The 19,096-nt window shown below is 68.4% G+C and carries 23 protein-coding genes; 5 read left to right on the top strand and 18 right to left on the bottom strand.

All coding sequences use genetic code 11. The features are described 5' to 3' along the window. Positions 1–4 precede the first annotated feature (4 nt). Together pxpA and ACSFA0_RS24200 are read left to right on the top strand one after the other, a co-directional pair. A complete protein-coding gene (gene pxpA / locus ACSFA0_RS24205; protein WP_435452809.1) occupies positions 5–745 on the top strand; it encodes a 5-oxoprolinase subunit PxpA in 741 nt (246 codons plus the stop codon). Between the two features lie 162 nt (positions 746–907). Further along, a complete protein-coding gene (locus tag ACSFA0_RS24200; protein WP_435452808.1) occupies positions 908–1,153 on the top strand; it encodes a hypothetical protein in 246 nt (81 codons plus the stop codon). A 7-nt stretch (positions 1,154–1,160) separates the two neighbouring features. Here ACSFA0_RS24200 and ACSFA0_RS24195 read toward each other — a convergent pair whose 3' ends face one another. Then, the gene (locus ACSFA0_RS24195; protein WP_435452807.1) at positions 1,161–1,868 is read right to left on the bottom strand and encodes an alpha/beta fold hydrolase; all 708 of its coding nucleotides are present in this window, start codon (positions 1,866–1,868) and stop codon (positions 1,161–1,163) included. Positions 1,869–1,927: 59 nt separating this feature from the next. On the opposite strand from ACSFA0_RS24195, the gene ACSFA0_RS24190 reads away from it, so the two are divergent. Next, complete coding sequence (locus tag ACSFA0_RS24190; RefSeq protein WP_435452806.1) at positions 1,928–2,617, top strand: histidine phosphatase family protein; 690 nt, start codon at positions 1,928–1,930, stop codon at positions 2,615–2,617. Between the two features lie 8 nt (positions 2,618–2,625). Here ACSFA0_RS24190 and ACSFA0_RS24185 read toward each other — a convergent pair whose 3' ends face one another. The 8 genes from ACSFA0_RS24185 to ACSFA0_RS24150 form a co-directional block, all read right to left on the bottom strand. Next, complete coding sequence (locus ACSFA0_RS24185) at positions 2,626–3,351, bottom strand: GntR family transcriptional regulator (protein ID WP_435452805.1); 726 nt, start codon at positions 3,349–3,351, stop codon at positions 2,626–2,628. After that, entirely contained in the window at positions 3,323–4,162 is an 840-nt protein-coding gene (locus ACSFA0_RS24180) for an ABC transporter ATP-binding protein (RefSeq protein WP_435452804.1), read from the bottom strand. Before ACSFA0_RS24180 ends, ACSFA0_RS24185 begins: the two co-directional genes overlap by 29 nt. A gap of 5 nt (positions 4,163–4,167) precedes the next feature. Next, positions 4,168–4,932 (bottom strand): ABC transporter permease, encoded by a 765-nt coding sequence (locus ACSFA0_RS24175; RefSeq protein ID WP_435452803.1) that lies wholly within the window; start codon positions 4,930–4,932, stop codon positions 4,168–4,170. Next, a complete protein-coding gene (locus ACSFA0_RS24170; protein ID WP_435452802.1) occupies positions 4,929–5,609 on the bottom strand; it encodes an isochorismatase family protein in 681 nt (226 codons plus the stop codon). Before ACSFA0_RS24170 ends, ACSFA0_RS24175 begins: the two co-directional genes overlap by 4 nt. Next, positions 5,609–6,727 carry an ABC transporter substrate-binding protein gene (locus ACSFA0_RS24165; protein WP_435452801.1) on the bottom strand — a complete coding sequence of 373 codons (1,119 nt, stop codon included), beginning with the start codon at positions 6,725–6,727 and terminating at the stop codon, positions 5,609–5,611. The genes ACSFA0_RS24170 and ACSFA0_RS24165 overlap by 1 nt, the downstream gene beginning before the upstream one ends. 133 nt (positions 6,728–6,860) lie before the next feature. Next, positions 6,861–7,556 (bottom strand): phosphoribosyltransferase, encoded by a 696-nt coding sequence (locus ACSFA0_RS24160; protein ID WP_435452800.1) that lies wholly within the window; start codon positions 7,554–7,556, stop codon positions 6,861–6,863. A 47-nt stretch (positions 7,557–7,603) separates the two neighbouring features. After that, positions 7,604–8,953, bottom strand: a complete 1,350-nt coding sequence (locus ACSFA0_RS24155; RefSeq protein ID WP_435452799.1) for a tetratricopeptide repeat protein — start codon at positions 8,951–8,953, stop codon at positions 7,604–7,606. A 62-nt stretch (positions 8,954–9,015) separates the two neighbouring features. Continuing rightward, on the bottom strand, positions 9,016–9,414 hold the full coding sequence (locus ACSFA0_RS24150; protein WP_435452798.1) for a tautomerase family protein: 399 nt from the start codon (positions 9,412–9,414) through the stop codon (positions 9,016–9,018). A 101-nt stretch (positions 9,415–9,515) separates the two neighbouring features. Here ACSFA0_RS24150 and ACSFA0_RS24145 point away from each other — a divergent pair, with 101 nt between their 5' ends. Then, positions 9,516–10,376: a LysR family transcriptional regulator gene (locus ACSFA0_RS24145; protein ID WP_435452797.1), complete on the top strand. Its 861-nt coding sequence runs from the start codon at positions 9,516–9,518 to the stop codon at positions 10,374–10,376. Between the two features lie 169 nt (positions 10,377–10,545). On the opposite strand, the gene ACSFA0_RS24140 is transcribed toward ACSFA0_RS24145, so the two are convergent. From ACSFA0_RS24140 to ACSFA0_RS24120, 5 genes are read right to left on the bottom strand one after another with little or no spacing between them, the layout of a single operon-like run. Continuing rightward, complete coding sequence (locus ACSFA0_RS24140; protein ID WP_435452796.1) at positions 10,546–12,036, bottom strand: ABC transporter substrate-binding protein; 1,491 nt, start codon at positions 12,034–12,036, stop codon at positions 10,546–10,548. A 55-nt stretch (positions 12,037–12,091) separates the two neighbouring features. Further along, positions 12,092–12,916, bottom strand: a complete 825-nt coding sequence (locus ACSFA0_RS24135; protein WP_435452795.1) for an ATP-binding cassette domain-containing protein — start codon at positions 12,914–12,916, stop codon at positions 12,092–12,094. After that, positions 12,913–13,902, bottom strand: a complete 990-nt coding sequence (locus ACSFA0_RS24130; protein ID WP_435452794.1) for an ABC transporter ATP-binding protein — start codon at positions 13,900–13,902, stop codon at positions 12,913–12,915. Before ACSFA0_RS24130 ends, ACSFA0_RS24135 begins: the two co-directional genes overlap by 4 nt. Positions 13,903–13,904: 2 nt before the next feature. Further along, a complete protein-coding gene (locus ACSFA0_RS24125; RefSeq protein ID WP_435452793.1) occupies positions 13,905–14,783 on the bottom strand; it encodes an ABC transporter permease in 879 nt (292 codons plus the stop codon). Beyond that, a complete protein-coding gene (locus tag ACSFA0_RS24120; protein WP_435452792.1) occupies positions 14,780–15,730 on the bottom strand; it encodes an ABC transporter permease in 951 nt (316 codons plus the stop codon). Before ACSFA0_RS24120 ends, ACSFA0_RS24125 begins: the two co-directional genes overlap by 4 nt. Positions 15,731–15,792: 62 nt before the next feature. On the opposite strand from ACSFA0_RS24120, the gene ACSFA0_RS24115 reads away from it, so the two are divergent. Next, positions 15,793–16,086, top strand: a complete 294-nt coding sequence (locus ACSFA0_RS24115) for a YfhL family 4Fe-4S dicluster ferredoxin (RefSeq protein ID WP_435452791.1) — start codon at positions 15,793–15,795, stop codon at positions 16,084–16,086. On the opposite strand, the gene ACSFA0_RS24110 is transcribed toward ACSFA0_RS24115, so the two are convergent. The 4 genes from ACSFA0_RS24110 to ACSFA0_RS24095 all read right to left on the bottom strand — a co-directional run bounded on the left by ACSFA0_RS24110 (position 16,083) and on the right by ACSFA0_RS24095 (position 19,020). Further along, complete coding sequence (locus tag ACSFA0_RS24110; RefSeq protein WP_435452790.1) at positions 16,083–16,508, bottom strand: hypothetical protein; 426 nt, start codon at positions 16,506–16,508, stop codon at positions 16,083–16,085. The genes ACSFA0_RS24115 and ACSFA0_RS24110 overlap by 4 nt on opposite strands. Positions 16,509–16,549: 41 nt before the next feature. Continuing rightward, positions 16,550–17,185, bottom strand: coding sequence for an aminoacyl-tRNA hydrolase (gene pth, locus ACSFA0_RS24105; RefSeq protein WP_435452789.1), 636 nt, complete (start codon positions 17,183–17,185; stop codon positions 16,550–16,552). A gap of 85 nt (positions 17,186–17,270) precedes the next feature. Continuing rightward, positions 17,271–17,933: a 50S ribosomal protein L25/general stress protein Ctc gene (locus ACSFA0_RS24100; protein ID WP_435452788.1), complete on the bottom strand. Its 663-nt coding sequence runs from the start codon at positions 17,931–17,933 to the stop codon at positions 17,271–17,273. 112 nt (positions 17,934–18,045) lie between these two features. Next, positions 18,046–19,020 (bottom strand): ribose-phosphate pyrophosphokinase, encoded by a 975-nt coding sequence (locus ACSFA0_RS24095; protein ID WP_435452787.1) that lies wholly within the window; start codon positions 19,018–19,020, stop codon positions 18,046–18,048. Positions 19,021–19,096 lie beyond the last annotated feature (76 nt).

Genomic DNA, 19,096 nt, shown 5'->3' with positions numbered 1-19,096 from the left:
CCCCATGCAGATCGACTTGAACGCCGACCTCGGCGAAGGCGCCGGCAGCGACGAAGAACTGCTCAAGCTGGTGAGCTCGGCCAACATCGCCTGCGGCTGGCACGCGGGCGACGCCAGCACCATGCGCCAGTGCGTGCGCTGGGCGATCGACAACCATGTCGCCATCGGCGCGCACCCGAGCTTCCCCGACCGCGCGAACTTCGGCCGCAGCACCATGCACCTGCCGCCCGAGGAGATCGTGGCCGGCGTGCTGTATCAGATCGGCGCACTGGCCGCGATCGTCAAGGCCGAGGGCGGCACGCTGGCGCACGTCAAGCCGCACGGCGCGCTCTACAACCAGGCTGTGAAGGAGCCCGAACTGGCCGCCGCGATCGTCGACGCGGTGCGCCGCTTCGACCCTGGCCTGCGCTTCTTCGGCCTGGCCGGCAGCGGCATGATCAGCGCCGCCGAACGCGCCGGCCTCAAGCCGGTCGAAGAGGTCTTCGCCGACCGCGGCTACATGCCCGACGGCAGCCTGGTGCCGCGCAGCCAGCCCGGTGCGTTGATCGTGGACGAAGAACAGTCGCTGGCGCAGACGCTGTCGCTGGTGCGCGATCACCAGGTGACGGCCATCGACGGCAGCGTCGTCGCGGTCAATGCGCAGTCCGTGTGCCTGCACGGCGACGGCGCGCATGCGCTGGCCTTCGCGAGGCGCATTCGCTCGACGCTCGAGCGAGAAGGTATCGCCGTCATGGCGATGGCCTGAGTTCGAAGCCGCATCCGCGGCTTTTTTCTCGCCCGCGCGGCCCGCGGGCTTTCCTGCTTCCGACCCTGGCCAGGCGTCGCGCGCGAGCGTGACCTTTGCCCTTGGTGGCCCCGCACTCAGCGGCTACAAGTGCGCCACAAGAATCGGACAGGGAGTCGTCACATGGGTCATCTCGAATTGCGAGATCTCGCGCTGAGCGTGCGCGAGCGGCCGGACCGCAGCTTCGGCTGGGTCATCCTCGAAGGCACCGGCGAGCGGAGCGTCTTCGCCAACTACACCGTCTGGCAAAGCGCCGAGCAAGGCTACGCGAGCTACTCCGACGCTTTGCTGGCAGGCTTCGCCGCCCTGCGCGCGCTGGGCGGGCGCAACGGGCCACGCGACGTCGGCCCCCTGCGCCACAACGGCTGATCTGGCCTCAGGCGGGCTGAAGCTGGTGCAGCCAGTCGACCAGCGCCGCATTCACCGCAGCCGGCTGCTCCATCGTGAGCATGTGGCCGGCGTCTTCGATCCACCGCAGCGTCGCGTGCGGCACCAGTGCCGCGATCTCGTTGCTGCAGTCGGGTGGCGTCAGCCGGTCGGCATCGCCGCACAGCACCAGCACCGGGCAGCGCACCTGCGGCAGGTGCTGGCGCGCATCGGGCCGCTGCATCACCGCGCGGTTCTGGCGGATGAGTTGCGAGGCGCCGCCGTGCATCACCATCTCGACATAGCGCTGCACCAGCGCCTTGTCGGCCGCCTGCGCCGGATGGAAGGCGAAGCCGGCGTTGAACGCGATCACGTCACGTGCCTCGCCGCGCTCGAAAAGCTCGATGGCCGACTCACGCAGCTTGAACATCTCGGGCGTTTCCGGCCGCGCGTTGGTGCCCAGCAGCGCGAGGCCGACGATGCGCTCTGGCGCCTGCCGCGTGGCCTCCATCGCGATCATGCCGCCCAGCGACGCGCCGCAGAGAATCAGCGGGCCGTCGTTCTCGGCCAGCACCGCCGCGGCCATGCTTTCGATGCGGTCGTATCGCGCATGGACGTCGGCGACGCGGACGTCGAGGTGGGGTGGCAGCGCAGGCCGCTGGGCCTGCCAGAGGCGCTCGTCGCAGGCGAGGCCGGGCAAGAGAACAAGTCGGGGCATGGCGCCATTGTCTTGCAGGGTCGGCGGCGCGGCCGATGCGGGGACAATGGACGCCAGCCATGACCACATCCCCCTCCGCACCCACCGAATTCATCCTCATCCGCCACGGCGAAACCGACTGGAACCGCGAGCTGCGCTTCCAGGGCCATGTCGACATCCCGCTCAACGACACCGGCCACGAGCAGGCGCGCCGGCTCGGCCTGCGGCTGGCGGGCGAGGCGGTCGACCAGGTCTTCAGCAGCGACCTGATGCGCGCGCAGCAGACGGCCACACCCGCGGCGCAGCAGCTGGCACTGCCCATCGTCACGCAGGCCGCGTTGCGCGAGCAGCACTTCGGCGTGGTGGAGGGCATGAAGGCCGAGGAGATCCGCGAACTGCATCCGCGCGCCTGGGAGCAGTGGCTGGAGTTCCGCGAAGACCACGCCATGCCCGAGGGCGAATCGCCGCTGCAGTTCCACGCGCGCATCCTCGCCGCGCTGGCGGCGCTGGCGACGGCGCACACCGGGCAGCGGCTGCTGGTGGTAACGCACGGCGGCGTGCTCGACATGGTGTGGCGCACCGCGCGCGGGCTGGGCCTCAACGGGCCGCGCCAGAGCGACATCCCGAACGCCGGCATCAACCGCATCCGCCTCGCCGACGCCGCCGACCCAGCGCGCATCGAGGTGCTCGATTGGGCCGATGCCCGGCACCTGGCGGACCTGCCGGCGCAGCCGAACTACGACCAGCGGCGGCACCTGAAGAAAGACTGACGCGCGCCTCAGCCGTGCGCGTGGTGCCTTTCGTAGAGGTCGAGCACGATGTCCTTCACGCCTTCGACATGGGCCGCCACGGCCTGCGCGGCCGCTTCCGAGTCACCGCGACGGCAGGCGGCGACGATCGCCCGGTGGTCTTCGTTCGAGCTGCGGTTGAAGCCGGCCAGCGACAGCTGCATGAAGGACATGCGCTGGATATGGCCCTGCAGCATCGCCAGGATCTGCTTGGACAGCGGCTTGTCGGCCGCGCGGTAGAGCAGGTCGTGGAAGCGGCCGTTGAGTTCGCTGAAGGCCCAGGCGTGGCCGGCGTCGTCCATGGCGGCGATCAGGCGATCCGCCTCGTCGAGGTCGACGGCGGTCAGCAGCGGCGCCGCGGTGCGCATCAGGTGCGGCTCGACCATCGACCGCAGCTCGAAGGCGTCGCGCAGCTGGCCCAGCGTCAGCGCCTTCACCAGCGCCCCGCGGTTCATCAGCAGCTCGACGAAACCGTTGGCCTCCAGCGTGCGCAGGGCTTCGCGCACCGGGATCTTGCTGACGTGGAACAGCGTCGCCAGCTCGTCCTGCCGCAGCGCCTGGCCCGGCGCGAAGAGGCCGCGCACGATGGCCTGCTGCAGCAGATGGACGATGTCGTCGGTCGACAGCCGTCCTCCGGCCTGGCCGAGGCGTGCGCGCACCATCGACTGCAGTGCTGTCTCTGTCTGCTCAGCCGGGTGTTGACTGACGGCTTCCATGGCCTTCGTGGATGGTGTCGCGGACGAAGCCGCAGATCTCGTTGAACAGCGGGTCTTCCTGCATCTCGGCGCGGCGCGGCCGCGGAAAGGGCACGCGGATGTCGGCAACGATGCGCGAGGGCCGCGCGTTCATCACCAGCACGCGGTCCGACAGGTACACCGCCTCGCGGATGCTGTGCGTGATGAAGACCGCCGTCTTGTGCACCTGGTCCCACAGCTGCGCGAGCATCAGGTTCATGTCGTCGCGCGTGATGGCGTCGAGCGCCGAGAAGGGCTCGTCCATCATCAGGAGCCGCGGGTCGTTGATGAGCCCGCGGCAGATCGCGACACGTTGGCGCATGCCGCCCGACAGCTCGGCCGGCCGCTTGTCGCGGAAGGCCCAAAGGTCGGTAAGCTTCAACAGCCGCTCGGCCTCGCCCAGGTAGTCGGCCACCGGGCGCTTCTGCGTGCGGATGGGGAACAGCACGTTGTCGAACACCGTCTTCCACGGCAGCAGCGTTGCGTCCTGGAAGACATAGCCGAAGTCGCGTCGCGGCGCGGTGACGGGCGTGCCGCCGACGGTGATGCGGCCGGTGGTTGGTGTCTCGAGCCCGCCGATCATCGACATCAAGGTGCTCTTGCCGCAGCCGCTCGGGCCGACCAAGCTGACGAAGTCGCCTTCGTCGATGTCGAAGTCTGCGCGCTCCACCGCGTGCACGTCGCCGTTGCGCGTGGTGTAGGTCTTGCGGGCCGCCTGGACGGAGATGTAGCTGGCGTCACGATCGCCGGCGACGCTGGTCGGCTGCAGCCACGTGCGGGGGGTGTCGGTCATCGCGTTCATTCGCCGAAGGCTTTCTGCGTCCAGCGCTCGAGCCACGCGACCGCGCCGTAGAACAGCAGCCCGAAGGCACACAGCACCACGATGGCGGCGAGGATCAGCGAGGTGTCGGCCTGCGAGGAGGCGAAGAGAATCAGGTAGCCGAGCCCCGCCTGCGAGGTGATGAACTCGCCAACGATCACGCCGATGATGGCGAAGGTGGTGGCGATCTTCATGCCGCTGAAGACATAGGGCAGCGCATGCGGCAACCGCACCGACGCGAACACCTGCCAGCTCGACGCGGTGAGCGCGCGGCACAGGCGCAGCAGCGACTTGTCGACGTTGTCGAGCCCTGCCAGTGCGGCGATGACGACCGGGAAGAAGCTGATGAAGACCGAGAAGGTCAGCCGCGACTGGAAGCCGATGCCCAGCCACACGATGAAGAGCGGCGCCAGCGCGATCTTCGGGATGAGCTGGAACAGCACCACGTTCGGGTAGAGCATCTGGCGCATCAGGCCCGAGGCGCTCAGCAGCGCGGCCAGTGCCACGCCCAGCACGGACGCGATGGCGAAGCCGGCCACGCTTTCCCACACGGTGGGCCAGGCGTGCTGCATCAGCAGCGGAAAGGTCTCGACCAGGCGCAGGCCGATGGCGCTGGGCGTGGGCAGCAGCACCTCGCGGATGCCGAAGCCGCGCACCACGGCTTCCCACAGCAGCAGCGTGCCGAGCGCGAAGGCGAGTGGCAGGCCGATGCGGCGGATCGGGCTGTCGGAGGCGATGCTCATGGGGTGGCCAGCCCGTCGAGCAGCGCCACGATCTCGTCCGTGCTGCTGGTCCAGCCGAAGAACTTCTCGATGTTGAACACGCTCACGTCGAACACCGCCTGCGAGCCGGCCTGCAGCGTGGCGTCGGCCACCATCACGGCGAAGAACTCGCGGTGAAAGGCATCGCGCACGGCGGTCTCGACGCACACGTTGGTGTTGACGCCCACGAACAGGAGCGTCGTGATGCCGTGCGCACGCAGCAGCATCTCGAGGTTGGTGCCGGCGAAGGCGCTGTAGCGCGGCTTGTGCACCACAGGCTCGTGCGGCAGCGGCTTCAGTTCGTCGACGATGGCGTGGTCCCAGGTGCCGCGGATCAACAGTTGGGCACGCGGGTTCGCGCGCATGTACTTCAGCGGGTTCGACTTGTGCCACATCGGCGAGGTCTTCGGACCAGCCTCGGCCAGGCTGTCGCTCCAGCCGTTCTGCGCGTGCACCACGAACAGGCCGGCGCGGCGCGCGGCCTGCAGCACGCGTGCCGCACGCGCGATCACCGGCGGCGAGCCCGACACGTCGAAGCCGGCCAGGTCGAGGTAGCCACCCTTCGACAGGTAGCCGTTCTGCATGTCGATGACGACCAGGGCGGTCTGCGCCGGCTCGGCCGTCAGGGGCTCGGGCCGCGCCGGAATCACGAAAGGCATCAGGCGATTCCGAGCATCCTGTTGTACGGCGCGACATTCTTCTTGATGGCGTCCCACTCGGCGGCGCTCAACTTGATCTTGCCGACGAAGCGGTTGGTCGCCAGGTCTTCGGGGCGCAGCGGCTTGGCGTCGGCGGTGAGCGCACCGGCCTTGGCGGCGAGCGAAATCATGCTGGCCAGCGTCGGGATGCTGCTGTAGCCCATGCCGTTCTGCATGGCTTCGGGCGCGACCATGGTGGCCTGCGCCAAGCCCTGCGAGATGGTGGCGTTTTCCTTGCCGCCCTTGGCCATCGCGATCTCGGGCTGCGCCTTGTAGAGGATCTCGAGCGACGCCTGCGGGTTCTTCAGCGTGTAGACGACCGATTCGAGGATGCCGTCGACCATCGCCTGGCACAGCCCGGCGTCGGCATCGATGGTCTCGCGGCGAGCGATGACCTGCGCGGCGTACAGCTGCACGCCCGCATTGGCCCATGGGATGAAGCGCGTCTTCACGCCCAGCGAGTCGAGCACCGGGATGCTCGACGAGCCGATGGCGGTGATCGCGTCGACCTGCTTGTCCATCAACGCGCGTTCGATCAGCCGGGCGTCGAGCTGCTGGCGCGTGACCTTCGTCAGGTCGATCCCCGTCTTGGCGGCGTAGGCCGTCCAGTAGGGCGATTCGGCCGAGGTGGCGACGGTGCCAACGCGCTTGCCTTCAAAATCCTTCGGGCCACGGATCGGCGAGTCTTCCAGCACCAGGTTGCCCATCAGCGCGTCGTAGCCGACGGTGGCCAGCGCCTGCAGCGGCAGCCCGCGCGCCATGTTGACCAGCGTGCCGCCGAAGAACACCACGCCCATGTCGAACTGCTTGTTGGCCACCGCCTGCGCCGCAGCGATCGAGCCGTTGCCGCGCGAGACGGTCAGGTCGATGCCGCGCTTCTTGAAGTAGCCCAGTTCCTTGCCGACCATCGGCCAGTAGTTGGAACCGTTCACCACCCACGGCAGCGTGATGCTGATGGCGCGCGTCTGCGCGAAGGCCGGGGCGGCGATCAGGCTGCCGGCGGCGGTGGCGCCTGCTGCCTGCAAGAGGCGACGGCGCGACAGCGTGGCGGGCAGGGCGGACGAACGGGTGGGGTGCATGAAAACTCCAGGATGCGGCGGCCCATCGCGCGCAGGCCCCGCGATGCACCAAAAACGTATACGAAACCAGATACGCCAGCGTGATGCGCTGCCGTAAGCAGGTTGCGTACCAAGCCGGAGGGGCGCCGGCTGGTTATTCGCGTTCGACCCAGCCGTCGGGCACGGCCTGCAGCAGCGGGCTGTCGAACACGCCGACCAGGCGCGCGGCGCGCTCGGCACCCAGCGTCTGCCGCCAGCGCCGGCCCTGCAGCATCGCGACACCGCAGGCCAGCACCTCGGCGCCGAGCGATTCGATCAGCGTCCACGGTGCCTTCAACGTGCTGCCGCTGCTGACCGCGTCGTCGACCAGCACCACCCGCTTGCCCTGCACCAGCGGCAGCAGGTTCGGGTCGAGGTAGACGCGCTTGCCGGCCGTGGGTGTGGTGATGGACTGCACCGCGCCCGACAGCGCCTCGTCGTACCAGAACTTGCGCGAGTAGCCCATCGGCACGTAGCGCGTGTGGCCCAGGTGGCGGGCGACCACGGGCGCGAAGGTCAGGCCCAGCGTCGGGATGCCGATCACCACGTCGGGCTTCAGCGGCGCCAGCTTGTCGGCCAGCAGGCGGCCGAGTGTTTCGATGATATTGAGCGAGGCCTGGTTGCAGATCAGCGAGGCGACCGCCTGCGTCGGCTCACTGGCGAGCTGGCGGATCGGCAGCATCAGCACTCGGCCGTCGGGCAGACGAGCGGGATAACCGTGGCGCCAGGGTGCCTCGGGCTTGGCGACCTGATCGGCCTCGATCAGTTGCTGCCAGTAGGCAGTGGTCGCTTCGGTGAAGTGCGGGGTCATGGACTGGAACGGAAAGGGCGGGTTGGCGCGGCGTCGGATGGTACGCGTCAGCTCGCGGCCGGCAGACGTAGGCCGGCGTACACGCGGTCGAGCTGGCGCTTCAGCCGCCGCGATTCGGGCTGGCCGTTGACCTGCTGCTGCAGCAGGCCCTGTGCCGCGCCCAGGGTGCGTTCTGAGCCGCAGCGCACCAGTGCGTCGAGGTAGACCTGCTCGAACAGGTCGCGTTGCGCATGGCTGCCACCGATCTCGATGAGGCGCGGCAGCGCCAGGCCCAGCCCGGCGATGGCGCCCGGCATGTCGCCGCGCGCATGCGCCAGCAGCCCGTGTGCGGCCGGGACGCAGACGCGCACCCACGCATCGCGCGTCTCGGCGGGCGCGGTGGGCGCGAAGGCTTCGATGCGCTGCAGCAGCATGTCGGCCTCGGGCCGGCCGGCCCGCGCGAGGCCGTAGAGGTATTGCAGGTCGAGGAAGGGCAGCACGTGGTCGTCCAGCCGCGTGACGAGGCGGTCCGCCACGTCCTGCCAGCGCGCACCGACGTCGATGCCGGCCAGCTCGAAGCGCGCGAGCAACGACACGGCGCCGATCTGGTCCTGCGTGTAGTCGGGCACCACGCCCCAGACCTCGCGGTCGTACACCGCCAGTGCCTCGTCGTCGCGACCGAGGTCGATGAGGAACAGCGCCACGTGCCACCAGTTGTGCGTGACCATGAAGGAGTTGAGGCCGGTCCAGGTGTCGCTCACGCTGCGCATGAAGTCCAGGCCTTCGGTGAGGCGGCCTTCGGTCAGCATGACGTGGCCCAGTGCATGGTGCGCCCAGGGTTCCTTGCGGCACATCGCGATGGCGCGTCGCGCACTGGCCTCGGCCTCGCGCATGCGGTGGCACTGCTCGTGGCCGAAGGCGACCATGCCGTGGAGGTAGGGCACATCGGCCGCATGGAGCAGGGCGGCCAAGGCGAGCCGCAGCATGCCGGGCCCGTCGCCGCGGTTGAAGCAGTGGTACTGGCCGAGCTTGACCGACACCAGGTCGCGCGGATGCGCCTGCGCTTGCTCTTCGTGCAGGGCGATGGCGCCGGTGATGTCGCCGTCGATCCAGGCGGCAACGGCGGCGATGAAGCGTTGCTCCCGCGCCGTCGCGCGTGATGCGTCGGCCTGCGCACGGGCGATGAAGGGCCGCGCGTTCGGTGCGCCCTCGCGCGACTCGGCGAACATGTGCAGCGCCGCGCAATAGGCCTGCACCAAGGGGCTGGTGTCTTGCGCTGCGGCGAGCACGTTCGCCGCGCGCGCCTCGCAGGCGATGAAGCCGCCGACGAAGTCGTCGACCGCTTGCAGGCTCGTCGGGTCATCGAGCGTGACGGGGTTGCCGAGGCAATCGGGCAGGGGGCAGGGCGCTGCGCTCACAAAAGTCCTCGAAGGTTGGTGGCTCCCGCCATGGTGCCACGCCGTCGCCGCACCCGTCGACGCTACACGCCGGCCTGCTGGTGGCGGTGCTCCTGCGTCAGTCCCCCGTAGCCGTAGGCCGCGGCACGCGCGTCGATCACGTGCACGTAGGACACCTCGTGCAGGTCGGGCATCAGCGCCGCCATCGCCGCGTGCACCTCGCGCAGGTAGCGCGCCTTCTCGGCCTTGGTGTTGGTCTCGTCGGTGACGCTGATGTCGAGCTGGAAGGCGCTGCGGCCGAGCGATGCCAGCGTCTCGCCGCCGATGAACCACTGGTCGGCGGCGATGTGCTGCACTTCGATGGCGATCACAGGCCGCTTTTTGCCGAGCACCGCCTCGGTGAGCCGCACGATGGCGTCGACGGCCTGGCGGGTGCGGGTGGCGTCGGGTGCGCCGGAGAGATGAAGGGCGATGTGCGGCATGTCGGTTCCTTGTTGTGGTCGATGGCCGATTCTTCGTCGCTTCACTCCATCGGAAAAGCAGGAAGATATGATGGAAGCCATCGTCGAAACGGATGGATAAGATGGCGACCTTCGACATCGAACAGCTGCGCACCTTCATGGCCGTCGCGGAGGCCGGCAGTCTCACGGCGGCGGCACCCCGCGTCTTCCTCTCGCAATCGTCGGTCAGCGAGCAGGTGCGCAAGCTGGAGGAGCGCGCCGGCCGGTCGCTGTTCACCCGCAGCAAGGCGGGCGTCGCGATGACGGAGGCCGGCGCGCGCCTCCTGGTCCATGCGCGCGCCATCCTGGCGCTCAGCGAGACGGCCTACCGGGAGATGCGCGACGAACAGCTGCAGGGCACGTTGCGCCTGGCCATCACCGACTATTTCCGGCCGGCCGAACTGGCCGGCCTGCTGGCGCGGCTGGGCGAGCGCTACCCACAGGTGCGCCTGCACGTGAGTGTCATGAAGAGCGGCGAGGTCGAAGCCGGCTACGCGTGCGGCGAAGTCGATGTCGGCGTGGCGATGCGCATCGTCCAAACCGGCGCTGGCACCGTGTCGCGCGGCGCAGTGCTGCGCCGCGAGGCCCTGGTCTGGATGGGTGCACGGGGCCTGTCATGGCAAAAGGGCAGCCCGCTGCGGCTGCTGGTGCTGCCCGACACCTGCGCGCTTCACCAGTTCACGGTGAAGCTGCTGCGGCAGCGGCGCGTGCCTCACGAGGTGGCACACGTCGCGTCGGGCGTGGCGGGCCTGCAGTCGGCGCTGGCTGCGGGCCTGGGCGTGGCCTGCCTCAATGAATCGGCATTGTGCGACGGGGTGGTGCCGCTGCGGCAAGCCGGCCTGCCGGCGCTGCCACGCGTCGCCTTCCATGTGCTGCCGACCCGCCAGGGCGAAAGCGACTTCGTGGCGCGGGCGCGCGAACTGCTGGTGGCGCAGTTCGCCTGAGCCTCTTCCCACCTCTCAGTGTTCTGCAGCGCCACACGTCACCGCAGCCGAGGAAACCGGCCCGAGCGAGGCCGGAGCACCCGCGGACCCGGCTCAGCCGGTCCGCCGGGCGCGCCCCCTCGAGGGGGAGGCGGCGACACGCAGTGCGCCGCTTCGGGGGTGGTCCGTTTCAGCCCCAGGACAGCGCGGACAGATCGTTCGCGAAGATCGGCAGTTCCTTCCACAGGCCCTTCACGTTCTTCTTCGCGATGGTCGGGAACTGCGGCTGGAACAGGAAGCCGTTGGCCGCGTCGGCGGCCAGCATCTTCTGTGCGTCACCCAGCAGCTTGTTGCGCTCCGCGGTGTTGCCGGTGGTCTTGATCTTGTCGAACAGGGCCACGAAGGGCTTCGACTGGTAGCCCCAGTAGTAGTCGGACTTGGCGTAGTTGCCCAGGTCGAAGGGCTCGACGTGCGACACGATCGACAGGTCGTAGTTCTTGTTGCCGTAGGTGCCGCTGAGCCACTGCGCCCACTCGACGTTCTGCACCTTCACCACGATGCCGATCTTGGCGAGCTGCGCCACGACCATCTCGCCGCCCTGGCGTGCGTAGGGCGGCGGCGGCAGCGTCATCGTGAGTTCGAGCGGTGTCTTCACACCGGCTTCGGCCAGCAGCTTCTTGGCCTTCTCGATGTCGAAGGGGTTCACGCCCGTGGTGTCGACGTAGCCGGGCGCGCCGGGCACGTAGTGGCTGCCGATCGGCGTGCCGAATCCGTCGGCTGCGCCTTCAATGATGGCCTTGCGGTCGAGCGCGGCCAGGATGGCGCGGCGCACGCGTACATCGTCGAGCGGTTTCTTGGCGTTGTTGATCGCCAGGATGGTCTTGCCGCGCGAGCCGGCCAGGATGGTCTGGAACTGCGGGTTGGCCTTGAATTGCGCCACGATGCGGGTGGCCGCGCGCGGGAAGGCGTCGACGTCGCCTGCCAGCAGCGAGGCGGCCTGCGCGGCCGGGTCGGAGATGAAGCGGAAGGTGATCTTGTTGAGCTTGGCCTGCGCCGGGTTGCGGAAACCGTCCCACTTGCTCAGCGTGAGCGACGCGCCCTTGTTGTAGGTGTCGAGCTTGTACGGACCGGTGCCGACCGGCTTGGTCGCGTTGGTCTCGGCGCTCTTGGGCTCCACGATGATCGACGTGGCCTGGCCGAGCACGAAGGGGAAGTCGGGGTCGATTTCCTTGTTGAGCAGCACGACGGTGTAGTCGTCGATCACCTGCACGCCGATGTTGGCGAAGGTGCGCTTGTCCTTGTTGACACTCTTCTCGCCGCCGGCGCGCTCGAAGGCGAACTTCACCGTCTGGGCGTTGAAGGGCTCGCCGTTCTGGAACTTCACGCCCTTGCGCAGGCGGAAGGTGTAGGTCTTCAGGTCGGGCGAGATGTCCCAGCTCTCGGCCAGCAGCGGCGTCACGCTGCCGTCGGCGTTGATCTTGGTCAGCGTCTCGTAGATGTTGTAGAGCGTGACTTCGCTGATCGACACGGCGGCGGCCACCGTCGGGTCGAGGCCGGTCGGCTCCAGCGTCATGCCCAGCACCATCGCGTCCTTGCGGCTCTGGGCGAGCGCGAAGCTGGGGAGGGCCGAGGCCACCGCAGTGGCGGCGGAGGCGGTGAGAACGGTGCGGCGTTTCAACATGGTCAGGCTCCTGGAAAGGGCGTAGGGAAGACGGGAGACGTTATATCAAGCGCGATCAGGCGTGGCTCGGTGTCCGCGCGGGCGGCTCCGCGCGCGGCACGGCCGCGAGCAGGGCCTGCGTGTACGGGTGCTGCGCATGCGCGAAGAGCTCCTGCGGGTCGCCGCGCTCGACCACCAGCCCGCGGTGCAGCACGCACACGGCGTCGCACAGGTGGTTCACCACCGCGAGGTCATGGCTGATGAGCAGGTAGCTGATGCCGAACTGCTGCTGCAGGTCTTGCATCAGGTTGAGCACTTGCGCCTGCACCGAGACGTCGAGCGCGCTCACCGGCTCGTCGGCCACGATCAGCTTGGGCCGGGTGATCAGCGCGCGGGCGATGGCGATGCGCTGGCGCTGGCCGCCGGAGAATTCGTGCGGGTACTTGTCCAGGTCGGTGCTGCGCAGGCCGACGGCGGCGAGCGATTCGGCCGCGCGCTCGCGCTGTTCGCGGCGGCTGGTCTCGGCCAGCGCCTCCAGCGGCTCGGCCACGATGCGCGCCACCTTCTGGCGCGGGTCGAGCGAGCCGTACGGGTCCTGGAACACCATCTGCACATCGCGCCGCGCCGCGCGCAGTTCGGCCCGCGGCAGCTGGTGCAAGTCGCGGCCGAGCAGCTTCACGCTGCCGGAGGTCGGTGCGTCGAGCGCCATCACCAGCCGGGCGATTGTCGACTTGCCCGAGCCCGATTCGCCGACGATGCCCAGGCTGCGGCCGGCCTCGATGCGAAAGCTCACGCCGTTGAGCGCCTTCACCTGCGGCGGCGGTGCCAGCAGCTTCTCGCGCGGCAGCGCGTAGTGGCGGACCAGGTCGGTGACTTCGAGCAGTGGCGGGGTGGCCGTCATGCGCTGGCTCCTGCGGCGGCGGCCACGGCGTCGAGCCGGATGCAACGCACCTGGTGGCCATGCGGCAGCGGTGTGGCCGGCGGCCGGGTGCTGTGGCAGTCGTCGATCGTGAAGGCGCAGCGGCCGGCGAAGGGGCAGCCCGGCGGCAGGTCGACCAGCTCGGGCACGCTGCCGCGGATGGTGGCGAGTCGGCCGCCGCGTCGCGCACCCAGCGCGGGCCGTGCGGCGAACAGACCCTGCGTGTAGGGGTGCGCGCGTTCGGCGAAGACGGCGCCGGTCGGGCCGCTCTCGACCACGCTGCCGCCGTACATCACCAGCATCTTCGACACGCTTTGTGCGATCACGCCGAGGTCGTGCGAGATCAGGATGAGCGCCATGCCGCGCTCGGCCACCAGGCCCTGGATCAGGTCGAGGATCTGCTTCTGGATCGTCACGTCGAGCGCCGTGGTCGGCTCGTCGGCGATCAGCAGGTCGGGCCCGCAGGCCAGCGCCATCGCGATGCCGATGCGCTGGCGCTGCCCGCCGGAGAACTGGTGCGGGTAGGCATCGAGCCGCGAAGCCGCGTCGGGGATGCCGACGCGGTCGAGCAGGGCGAGCACTTCCTTGCGCGCGGCGGCGCCGGTCAGGCCCCGGTGCAACCGCAGCGGCTCGCCGACCTGGCGGGCGATGGTGTGCACCGGGTTCAGGGCCGTCATCGGCTCCTGGAAGATCATGCCGATGCGGTTGCCGCGGATGCCGCACATCGCGCGCTCGTCCAGCCCGACCAACTCCGTGCCGTCGAAGCGGATGCTGCCACCCACCTTGGCACTGGCCGGCAGCAGGCCCACGAGCGACATCACGGTGATCGACTTGCCGCAGCCGGATTCGCCGACGATGCCCATCGTCTCACCGCGTTCGAGAGAAAAGCTGATGCCGCGCACGGCGTCGGCCGGCCCGCGCTGGGTCTGCAGGCCGATGTGGAGGTCGTTGACTTCGAGCAGTGCCATGGTCAGCGTGCCCTCGCCAGACGGGGGTCGAGCAGGTCGCGCAGACCATCGCCCAGCAGGTTGAGGCCGAGCACCGCCAGCGCGATCGCCATGCCCGGGAACACCGCCAGCAGCGGGGCCTGGAACATCAGCGTCTGCGCCTCGCTCAGCATGCGACCCCACGAAGGCTGCGGCGGCTGTGTGCCGAGGCCGAGGTAGGAGAGGGCGGCTTCGGCCAGGATGGCGATGGCGAAGCGGATCGTGATCTGCACGATCAGGACGGCCGAAATGTTGGGCAGCACGTGCTGCATCGTGATGGCGAAGCCGCCCTTGCCGCAGGCCCGCGCGGCGGCGATGTACTCGCGCGACCAGATCGCGTTGGCCGAGGCACGCGTGATGCGCGCGAAGGTCGGGATGTTGTAGATACCGATCGCGACGATCGCGTTCACGATGCCCGGGCCGAACACCGCCGTCATCATGATGGCCGAGAGGATCGCGGGGAAGGCCAGCGAGAAGTCGCTGAAACGCATGATGGCTTCCTCGACCCAGCCGCGCCGCGCGGCCGCCAGCAGGCCCAGTGCGGTGCCCACGGTGAGCCCGATGCCCACGGCAATCAGCCCGACCAGGATCGACGCCCGCGCGCCCACCAGCAGCAGCGACGCGACGTCGCGCCCGAAGGGGTCGGTGCCCAGCCAGTGCGAGCCGCTCGGCTTCTGCAGCTTGATCGCCATGTCCATCTCGTAAGGCGACCAGGGTGTCCACACCAGCGACACGGTGGCGGCCAGCAGCAGCAGCAGGGTGAGCACCGCGCCGATGACGAAGCTGCGGTGGTGCAGCGCCCGGCGCCAGAAGCCCGGCACCTTCAGGGCGGCGGCGCTGGGCACCGCGACGGAAGCACTCATATGTCGGACGCCTTGATGCGCGGGTCGATCACGGCGTACAGCACGTCGACCACGAAATTCACGATGACCACCATGGCCGCCAGCAGCATCACGCAGTTGCGCACCACCACCAGGTCGCGGTTGCTGATGGCCTGGAAGATCAGCCGGCCAAGGCCGGGCAGGTAGAACACGTTCTCGACCACGATGGTCCCGGCCAGCAGCTCGGCGAACTGCATGCCCATCACGGTGATCACCGGGATCATCGCGTTGCGCAGCACGTGGGTCCACAGCACGGCGCGTTGCGACACGCCCTTGGCGCGCGCGGTGCGCACGAAGTCTTCACGCATCACCTCGAGCACGGCCGAGCGCGTGATGCGCGCGAGGATCGCGGCCTGCACCACGGCCAGCGACAGCGCCGGCAGCAGCAGCGACTTGATGCCGGCGAACACCCCTTCGCCCCAGCCGTCGAAGCCGCCGGCCGAGAACCACTGCAGCTGCACCGAGAACACCAGGATCAGCAGGATCGCGAACCAGAAGTTGGGGATCGCGATGCCCACCTGCGTGAGGCCCATCAGCCCGACGTCGCCCAGCTTGTTGTGGCGCGCTGCGGCCGTGACGCCGACCAGCAGCGCCAGCACTGCGGTAAGCGTCATGGCCATCAAGGCGAGTGGCACGGTGAGCGCCAGGCGTTCGAGGATGAGGTCCAGCACCGGCGAGCCGTAGGCATAGCTGTCGCCCAGGTTGCCGGTGAGCAGGCCGCCGATCCAGTGCCAGTAGCGCGCCCAGGCCGGCTGGTCGAGCCCCAGCTTGGTCGCGAGCGCGGCCACGGCGTCGGGCGACGCGTCGGGGCCGAGCAGCAACTGCGCGGCGTTGCCGGGCAGGATCTCGAGAACGAGGAAGACGATCACCGAAGCACCGATCAGGGTGCCGATCAGCGTCGCGAAGCGCTTGAATAGAAACAGACTCATGGGGCGGGGCGCAGCATAACCCGACTGACGCAGCAAGCATGCCAGCGGCGGATAATCCGGGCATGGCCCTCATGATCACCGACGAATGCATCAACTGCGATGTCTGCGAGCCGGAGTGCCCCAACGACGCGATCTCCATGGGCATCGAGATCTACGAGATCGACCCGCGCAAGTGCACCGAATGCGTCGGCCACTTCGACGAGCCGCAGTGCGTGCAGATCTGCCCGGTCGCGTGCATCCCGCTGAGCCCCGACCACGTCGAGACGCGTGAAACGCTTTGGCAGAAGTTCGAGCGGCTGACGGCCCACAAGCGCGCTGAGGACGCCGCGCCGGTCTTGCCCGTCCGTCCAGCCTAGCTGCCGGCGTCGGTCTTCTTTTTCTTCGATGTTCGCGGGCCGGCTGCGGTGAAGAAGTCCGGCTCCTTGCGCCCCTTCTTCTTTTTCGCTGCGGAATGCACGGGCTCGGCTGGCGAGGCGGCCTGTGTCGGTTTCGGTAGGTGGATGAGTGGGGAGGGCGCTGACTTTTCCTGGCGCAGCCGATCGCGCTCCATCCGGTCGGCCGCCGCCTGCGTGCGGCGTGTGGCGCGCTCTGCCTCTCGCGCCTGATCGGCGTACGGTGCCTCGTCCAGCGCCACGGCCTTGCCGCCCTTGCAGGGCTGGTCGGTGTAGGTGTTGCCGCAGCGCCAGGCGCCGGACGCCTCCTGCGCCTGGACGGCGCCGATCCATGTGCAGAACGCCATGCAGGCGATGGTGGCGCGTCGATGTCCTGTTCTTTTCATGCTTCGCTCCCTTCTCTCTTCCCCTGGGGCGCCGCCTCGAACTAGAGGGCGGCGGGCTCGCTCGGCCCCTCGCCCGGTTCCCGCCGAGGCGGTTTGGGGCGGGGTGGCTTGCTCGTGTGGATCTGCAGCGTGGCTTTCTCCATCTCGCCGGCCAGCAGCGCCGGCACGGCATGCAGCGTGCGGACGATGGTGTCGTCGATCGCCTCGCGCTGTTCCTTCAGCGGTTTCTTCAGCACCCAGTTCACCACCTCGGCCTTGACGCCGGGGTGGCCGATGCCGATACGCAGCCGCCAGTAATCGGCGGTGCCCAGTTGCGCGTGGATGTCGCGCAGGCCGTTGTGTCCCGCGTGGCTGCCGCCGAACTTGAGCTTGACCTGGCCCGGCACCACGTCGAGCTCGTCGTGCACCACCAGGATCTCCTGCGGCTCGATCTTGAAGAAGCGCGCCAGTGCCGAGACCGACTTGCCCGACAGGTTCATGAAGGTCTGCGGTTCGAGCAGCCAGACCGGCTGCCCGTGCACGTTCGCGCGTGCCGCGAGGCCGTGATAGCTGCGCTCCGGGTTCAGCGCCACCTTGAGGTCGCGCGCCAGCGCGTCGATCCACCAGAAGCCTGCGTTGTGCCGCGTGGCTTCGTATTCGGGGCCGGGGTTCCCCAGGCCGACAAAGAGCTTGATCATCGGCGCGATTATCCCAGTGCGTTTTGCATGCACCAAAGCAAACGGCCCGCACGAGGCGGGCCGTTCGGCTCGGAAAAGAGAAGTCTTACTTCTTCTTGGCCGGGGTCTTGGCGGCGGGCTTGCCGTCCTTGCCGGCGGCAGGTGCAGCGCCATCGGCGGCAGCGCCTTCAGCCGGCACTTCTTCTTCGATCACCGGTGGCGTGGCCGAGGCCAGCACCAGGTTCTGCTTGCCGTGGCTCACCCACTTCACGCCGCGCGGAAGCTTGATGTCCTTGAGCGTGAGCGTGCCGTTCTTCTTCAGGCCGGACAGGTCGACCTCGATGAATTCGGGCAGTTCGGCGGGCAGGCAGTTCACTTCGAGTTCGGTCGTCACGTGGTTGACCAGGTGATGCTCGAGCTTGACGGCGTCGGACTCTTCCTCGCCCTTGAAGTGCACCGGCACCTTCATGGTCATGCGGGTCTTGGCATCGACGCGCTGGAAGTCGATGTGCTGCACCAGCGGACGGAACGGGTGGTACTGCACGTCGCGCAGCAGAACCTTGCTCACGGCGCCGCCGATTTCCATCTCGAGGACGGACGCGTGGAACGCTTCCTTCTTGAGGGCGTGCCACAGGGCGTTGTGATCGATCTCGATCATTTGCGCAGCGGCTTCGCCACCGTACACGATGCCGGGCGTCTTGCCCGTGATGCGGAGACGGCGGCTCGCACCCGTGCCCTGCTTGGCGCGCTCAAAAGCGACGAATTTCATAGTTAACTCCTTGGAGCGAAGGCGCAATGCCGTTTCGCTTCTTGAGCGCCGACCGCGACCAGTGCGGCGCCGGTTTCAAAATGGCTTCCCGAAAAGGAAGCCGGCTTTTTGCTCAGAACAAGTTGTCTTGGTCCGAGAACAAACTCATCACCGACTCGCCCTTGGCAATGCGCTGGATCGTTTCGGCGATCAGCGGTGCCACGGAGAGCTGGCGAACCTTGCCGCAGCCCTTGGCGCTGTCGGAAAGGGGGATGGTGTTGGTGACGACGACTTCGTCGAGGGCCGAGCCCTGGGCGATGCGCTCGATGGCCGGACCCGAAAAGATCGGGTGCGTGCAGTACGCATAGACCTTCTTGGCGCCGCGCTCCTTCAGCACCTCGGCGGCTTTGACCAGCGTGCCAGCCGTGTCGATCATGTCGTCCATGATCACGCAGTTGCGGCCGTCGATCTCACCGATGACGTTCATCACTTCGCTCACGTTCGCCTTCGGGCGACGCTTGTCGATGATGGCGAGGTCGGTGCCGAGTTGCTTGGCCAGCGCGCGGGCACGCACCACGCCGCCGACGTCGGGCGACACCACGATCAGGTCTTCGTAGTTCTTCGCGCGCAGGTCGCCCAGCAGGACCGGCGATGCGTAGATGTTGTCGACCGGGATGTCGAAGAAGCCCTGGATCTGGTCGGCGTGCAGGTCCATCGTGAGGACGCGCGAGACGCCCACGGTCTGCAGCAGGTTGGCCACGACCTTCGCCGAGATCGGCACGCGGCTCGAGCGCGGGCGGCGGTCCTGGCGGGCATAGCCGTAGTAGGGGATGACGGCACTGATGCGCTCGGCCGATGCGCGCTTGAGCGCGTCGACCATGATGAGCAGTTCCATCAGGTTCTCGTTGGTCGGTGCGCAGGTCGACTGAACCACGAACACGTCGCGGGCGCGGACGTTCTGGTTGATCTCGACCGTCACTTCGCCATCGGAGAAGCGACCGACGCGGGCCGCGCCCAAGCTGGTGCCCAGATGCTGCGCGATTTCGGCGGCAAGGCCCGGATTGGCATTGCCGGTGAAAACCATGAAGTCAGGGGATTGAGCCTGCATGAGCGCGTCCAGCAATGGGAAATGGCTCTTCAGGGAGCCGCCAGTGATCTCGTGGTGTGTGCAGCCGGTCAGCTGC

This window comes from Variovorax restrictus (assembly GCF_051216715.1).
Classification (GTDB): domain Bacteria; phylum Pseudomonadota; class Gammaproteobacteria; order Burkholderiales; family Burkholderiaceae_C; genus Variovorax.
The sequence above is the reverse complement of the archived record's forward strand: the minus strand, read 5'-3'. Positions and strand labels throughout refer to the sequence as shown.

Coding starts and splice junctions, on each gene's coding strand:
- pxpA (WP_435452809.1), top strand. CDS start 5: ATGCAGATCGACTTGAACGCCGACCTCGGCGAAGGCGCCGGCAGCGAC.
- ACSFA0_RS24200 (WP_435452808.1), top strand. CDS start 908: ATGGGTCATCTCGAATTGCGAGATCTCGCGCTGAGCGTGCGCGAGCGG.
- ACSFA0_RS24195 (WP_435452807.1), bottom strand. CDS start 1,868: ATGCCCCGACTTGTTCTCTTGCCCGGCCTCGCCTGCGACGAGCGCCTC.
- ACSFA0_RS24190 (WP_435452806.1), top strand. CDS start 1,928: ATGACCACATCCCCCTCCGCACCCACCGAATTCATCCTCATCCGCCAC.
- ACSFA0_RS24185 (WP_435452805.1), bottom strand. CDS start 3,351: ATGGAAGCCGTCAGTCAACACCCGGCTGAGCAGACAGAGACAGCACTG.
- ACSFA0_RS24180 (WP_435452804.1), bottom strand. CDS start 4,162: ATGACCGACACCCCCCGCACGTGGCTGCAGCCGACCAGCGTCGCCGGC.
- ACSFA0_RS24175 (WP_435452803.1), bottom strand. CDS start 4,932: ATGAGCATCGCCTCCGACAGCCCGATCCGCCGCATCGGCCTGCCACTC.
- ACSFA0_RS24170 (WP_435452802.1), bottom strand. CDS start 5,609: ATGCCTTTCGTGATTCCGGCGCGGCCCGAGCCCCTGACGGCCGAGCCG.
- ACSFA0_RS24165 (WP_435452801.1), bottom strand. CDS start 6,727: ATGCACCCCACCCGTTCGTCCGCCCTGCCCGCCACGCTGTCGCGCCGT.
- ACSFA0_RS24160 (WP_435452800.1), bottom strand. CDS start 7,556: ATGACCCCGCACTTCACCGAAGCGACCACTGCCTACTGGCAGCAACTG.
- ACSFA0_RS24150 (WP_435452798.1), bottom strand. CDS start 9,414: ATGCCGCACATCGCCCTTCATCTCTCCGGCGCACCCGACGCCACCCGC.
- ACSFA0_RS24145 (WP_435452797.1), top strand. CDS start 9,516: ATGGCGACCTTCGACATCGAACAGCTGCGCACCTTCATGGCCGTCGCG.
- ACSFA0_RS24140 (WP_435452796.1), bottom strand. CDS start 12,036: ATGTTGAAACGCCGCACCGTTCTCACCGCCTCCGCCGCCACTGCGGTG.
- ACSFA0_RS24135 (WP_435452795.1), bottom strand. CDS start 12,916: ATGACGGCCACCCCGCCACTGCTCGAAGTCACCGACCTGGTCCGCCAC.
- ACSFA0_RS24130 (WP_435452794.1), bottom strand. CDS start 13,902: ATGGCACTGCTCGAAGTCAACGACCTCCACATCGGCCTGCAGACCCAG.
- ACSFA0_RS24125 (WP_435452793.1), bottom strand. CDS start 14,783: ATGAGTGCTTCCGTCGCGGTGCCCAGCGCCGCCGCCCTGAAGGTGCCG.
- ACSFA0_RS24120 (WP_435452792.1), bottom strand. CDS start 15,730: ATGAGTCTGTTTCTATTCAAGCGCTTCGCGACGCTGATCGGCACCCTG.
- ACSFA0_RS24115 (WP_435452791.1), top strand. CDS start 15,793: ATGGCCCTCATGATCACCGACGAATGCATCAACTGCGATGTCTGCGAG.
- ACSFA0_RS24110 (WP_435452790.1), bottom strand. CDS start 16,508: ATGAAAAGAACAGGACATCGACGCGCCACCATCGCCTGCATGGCGTTC.
- pth (WP_435452789.1), bottom strand. CDS start 17,185: ATGATCAAGCTCTTTGTCGGCCTGGGGAACCCCGGCCCCGAATACGAA.
- ACSFA0_RS24100 (WP_435452788.1), bottom strand. CDS start 17,933: ATGAAATTCGTCGCTTTTGAGCGCGCCAAGCAGGGCACGGGTGCGAGC.
- ACSFA0_RS24095 (WP_435452787.1), bottom strand. CDS start 19,020: ATGCAGGCTCAATCCCCTGACTTCATGGTTTTCACCGGCAATGCCAAT.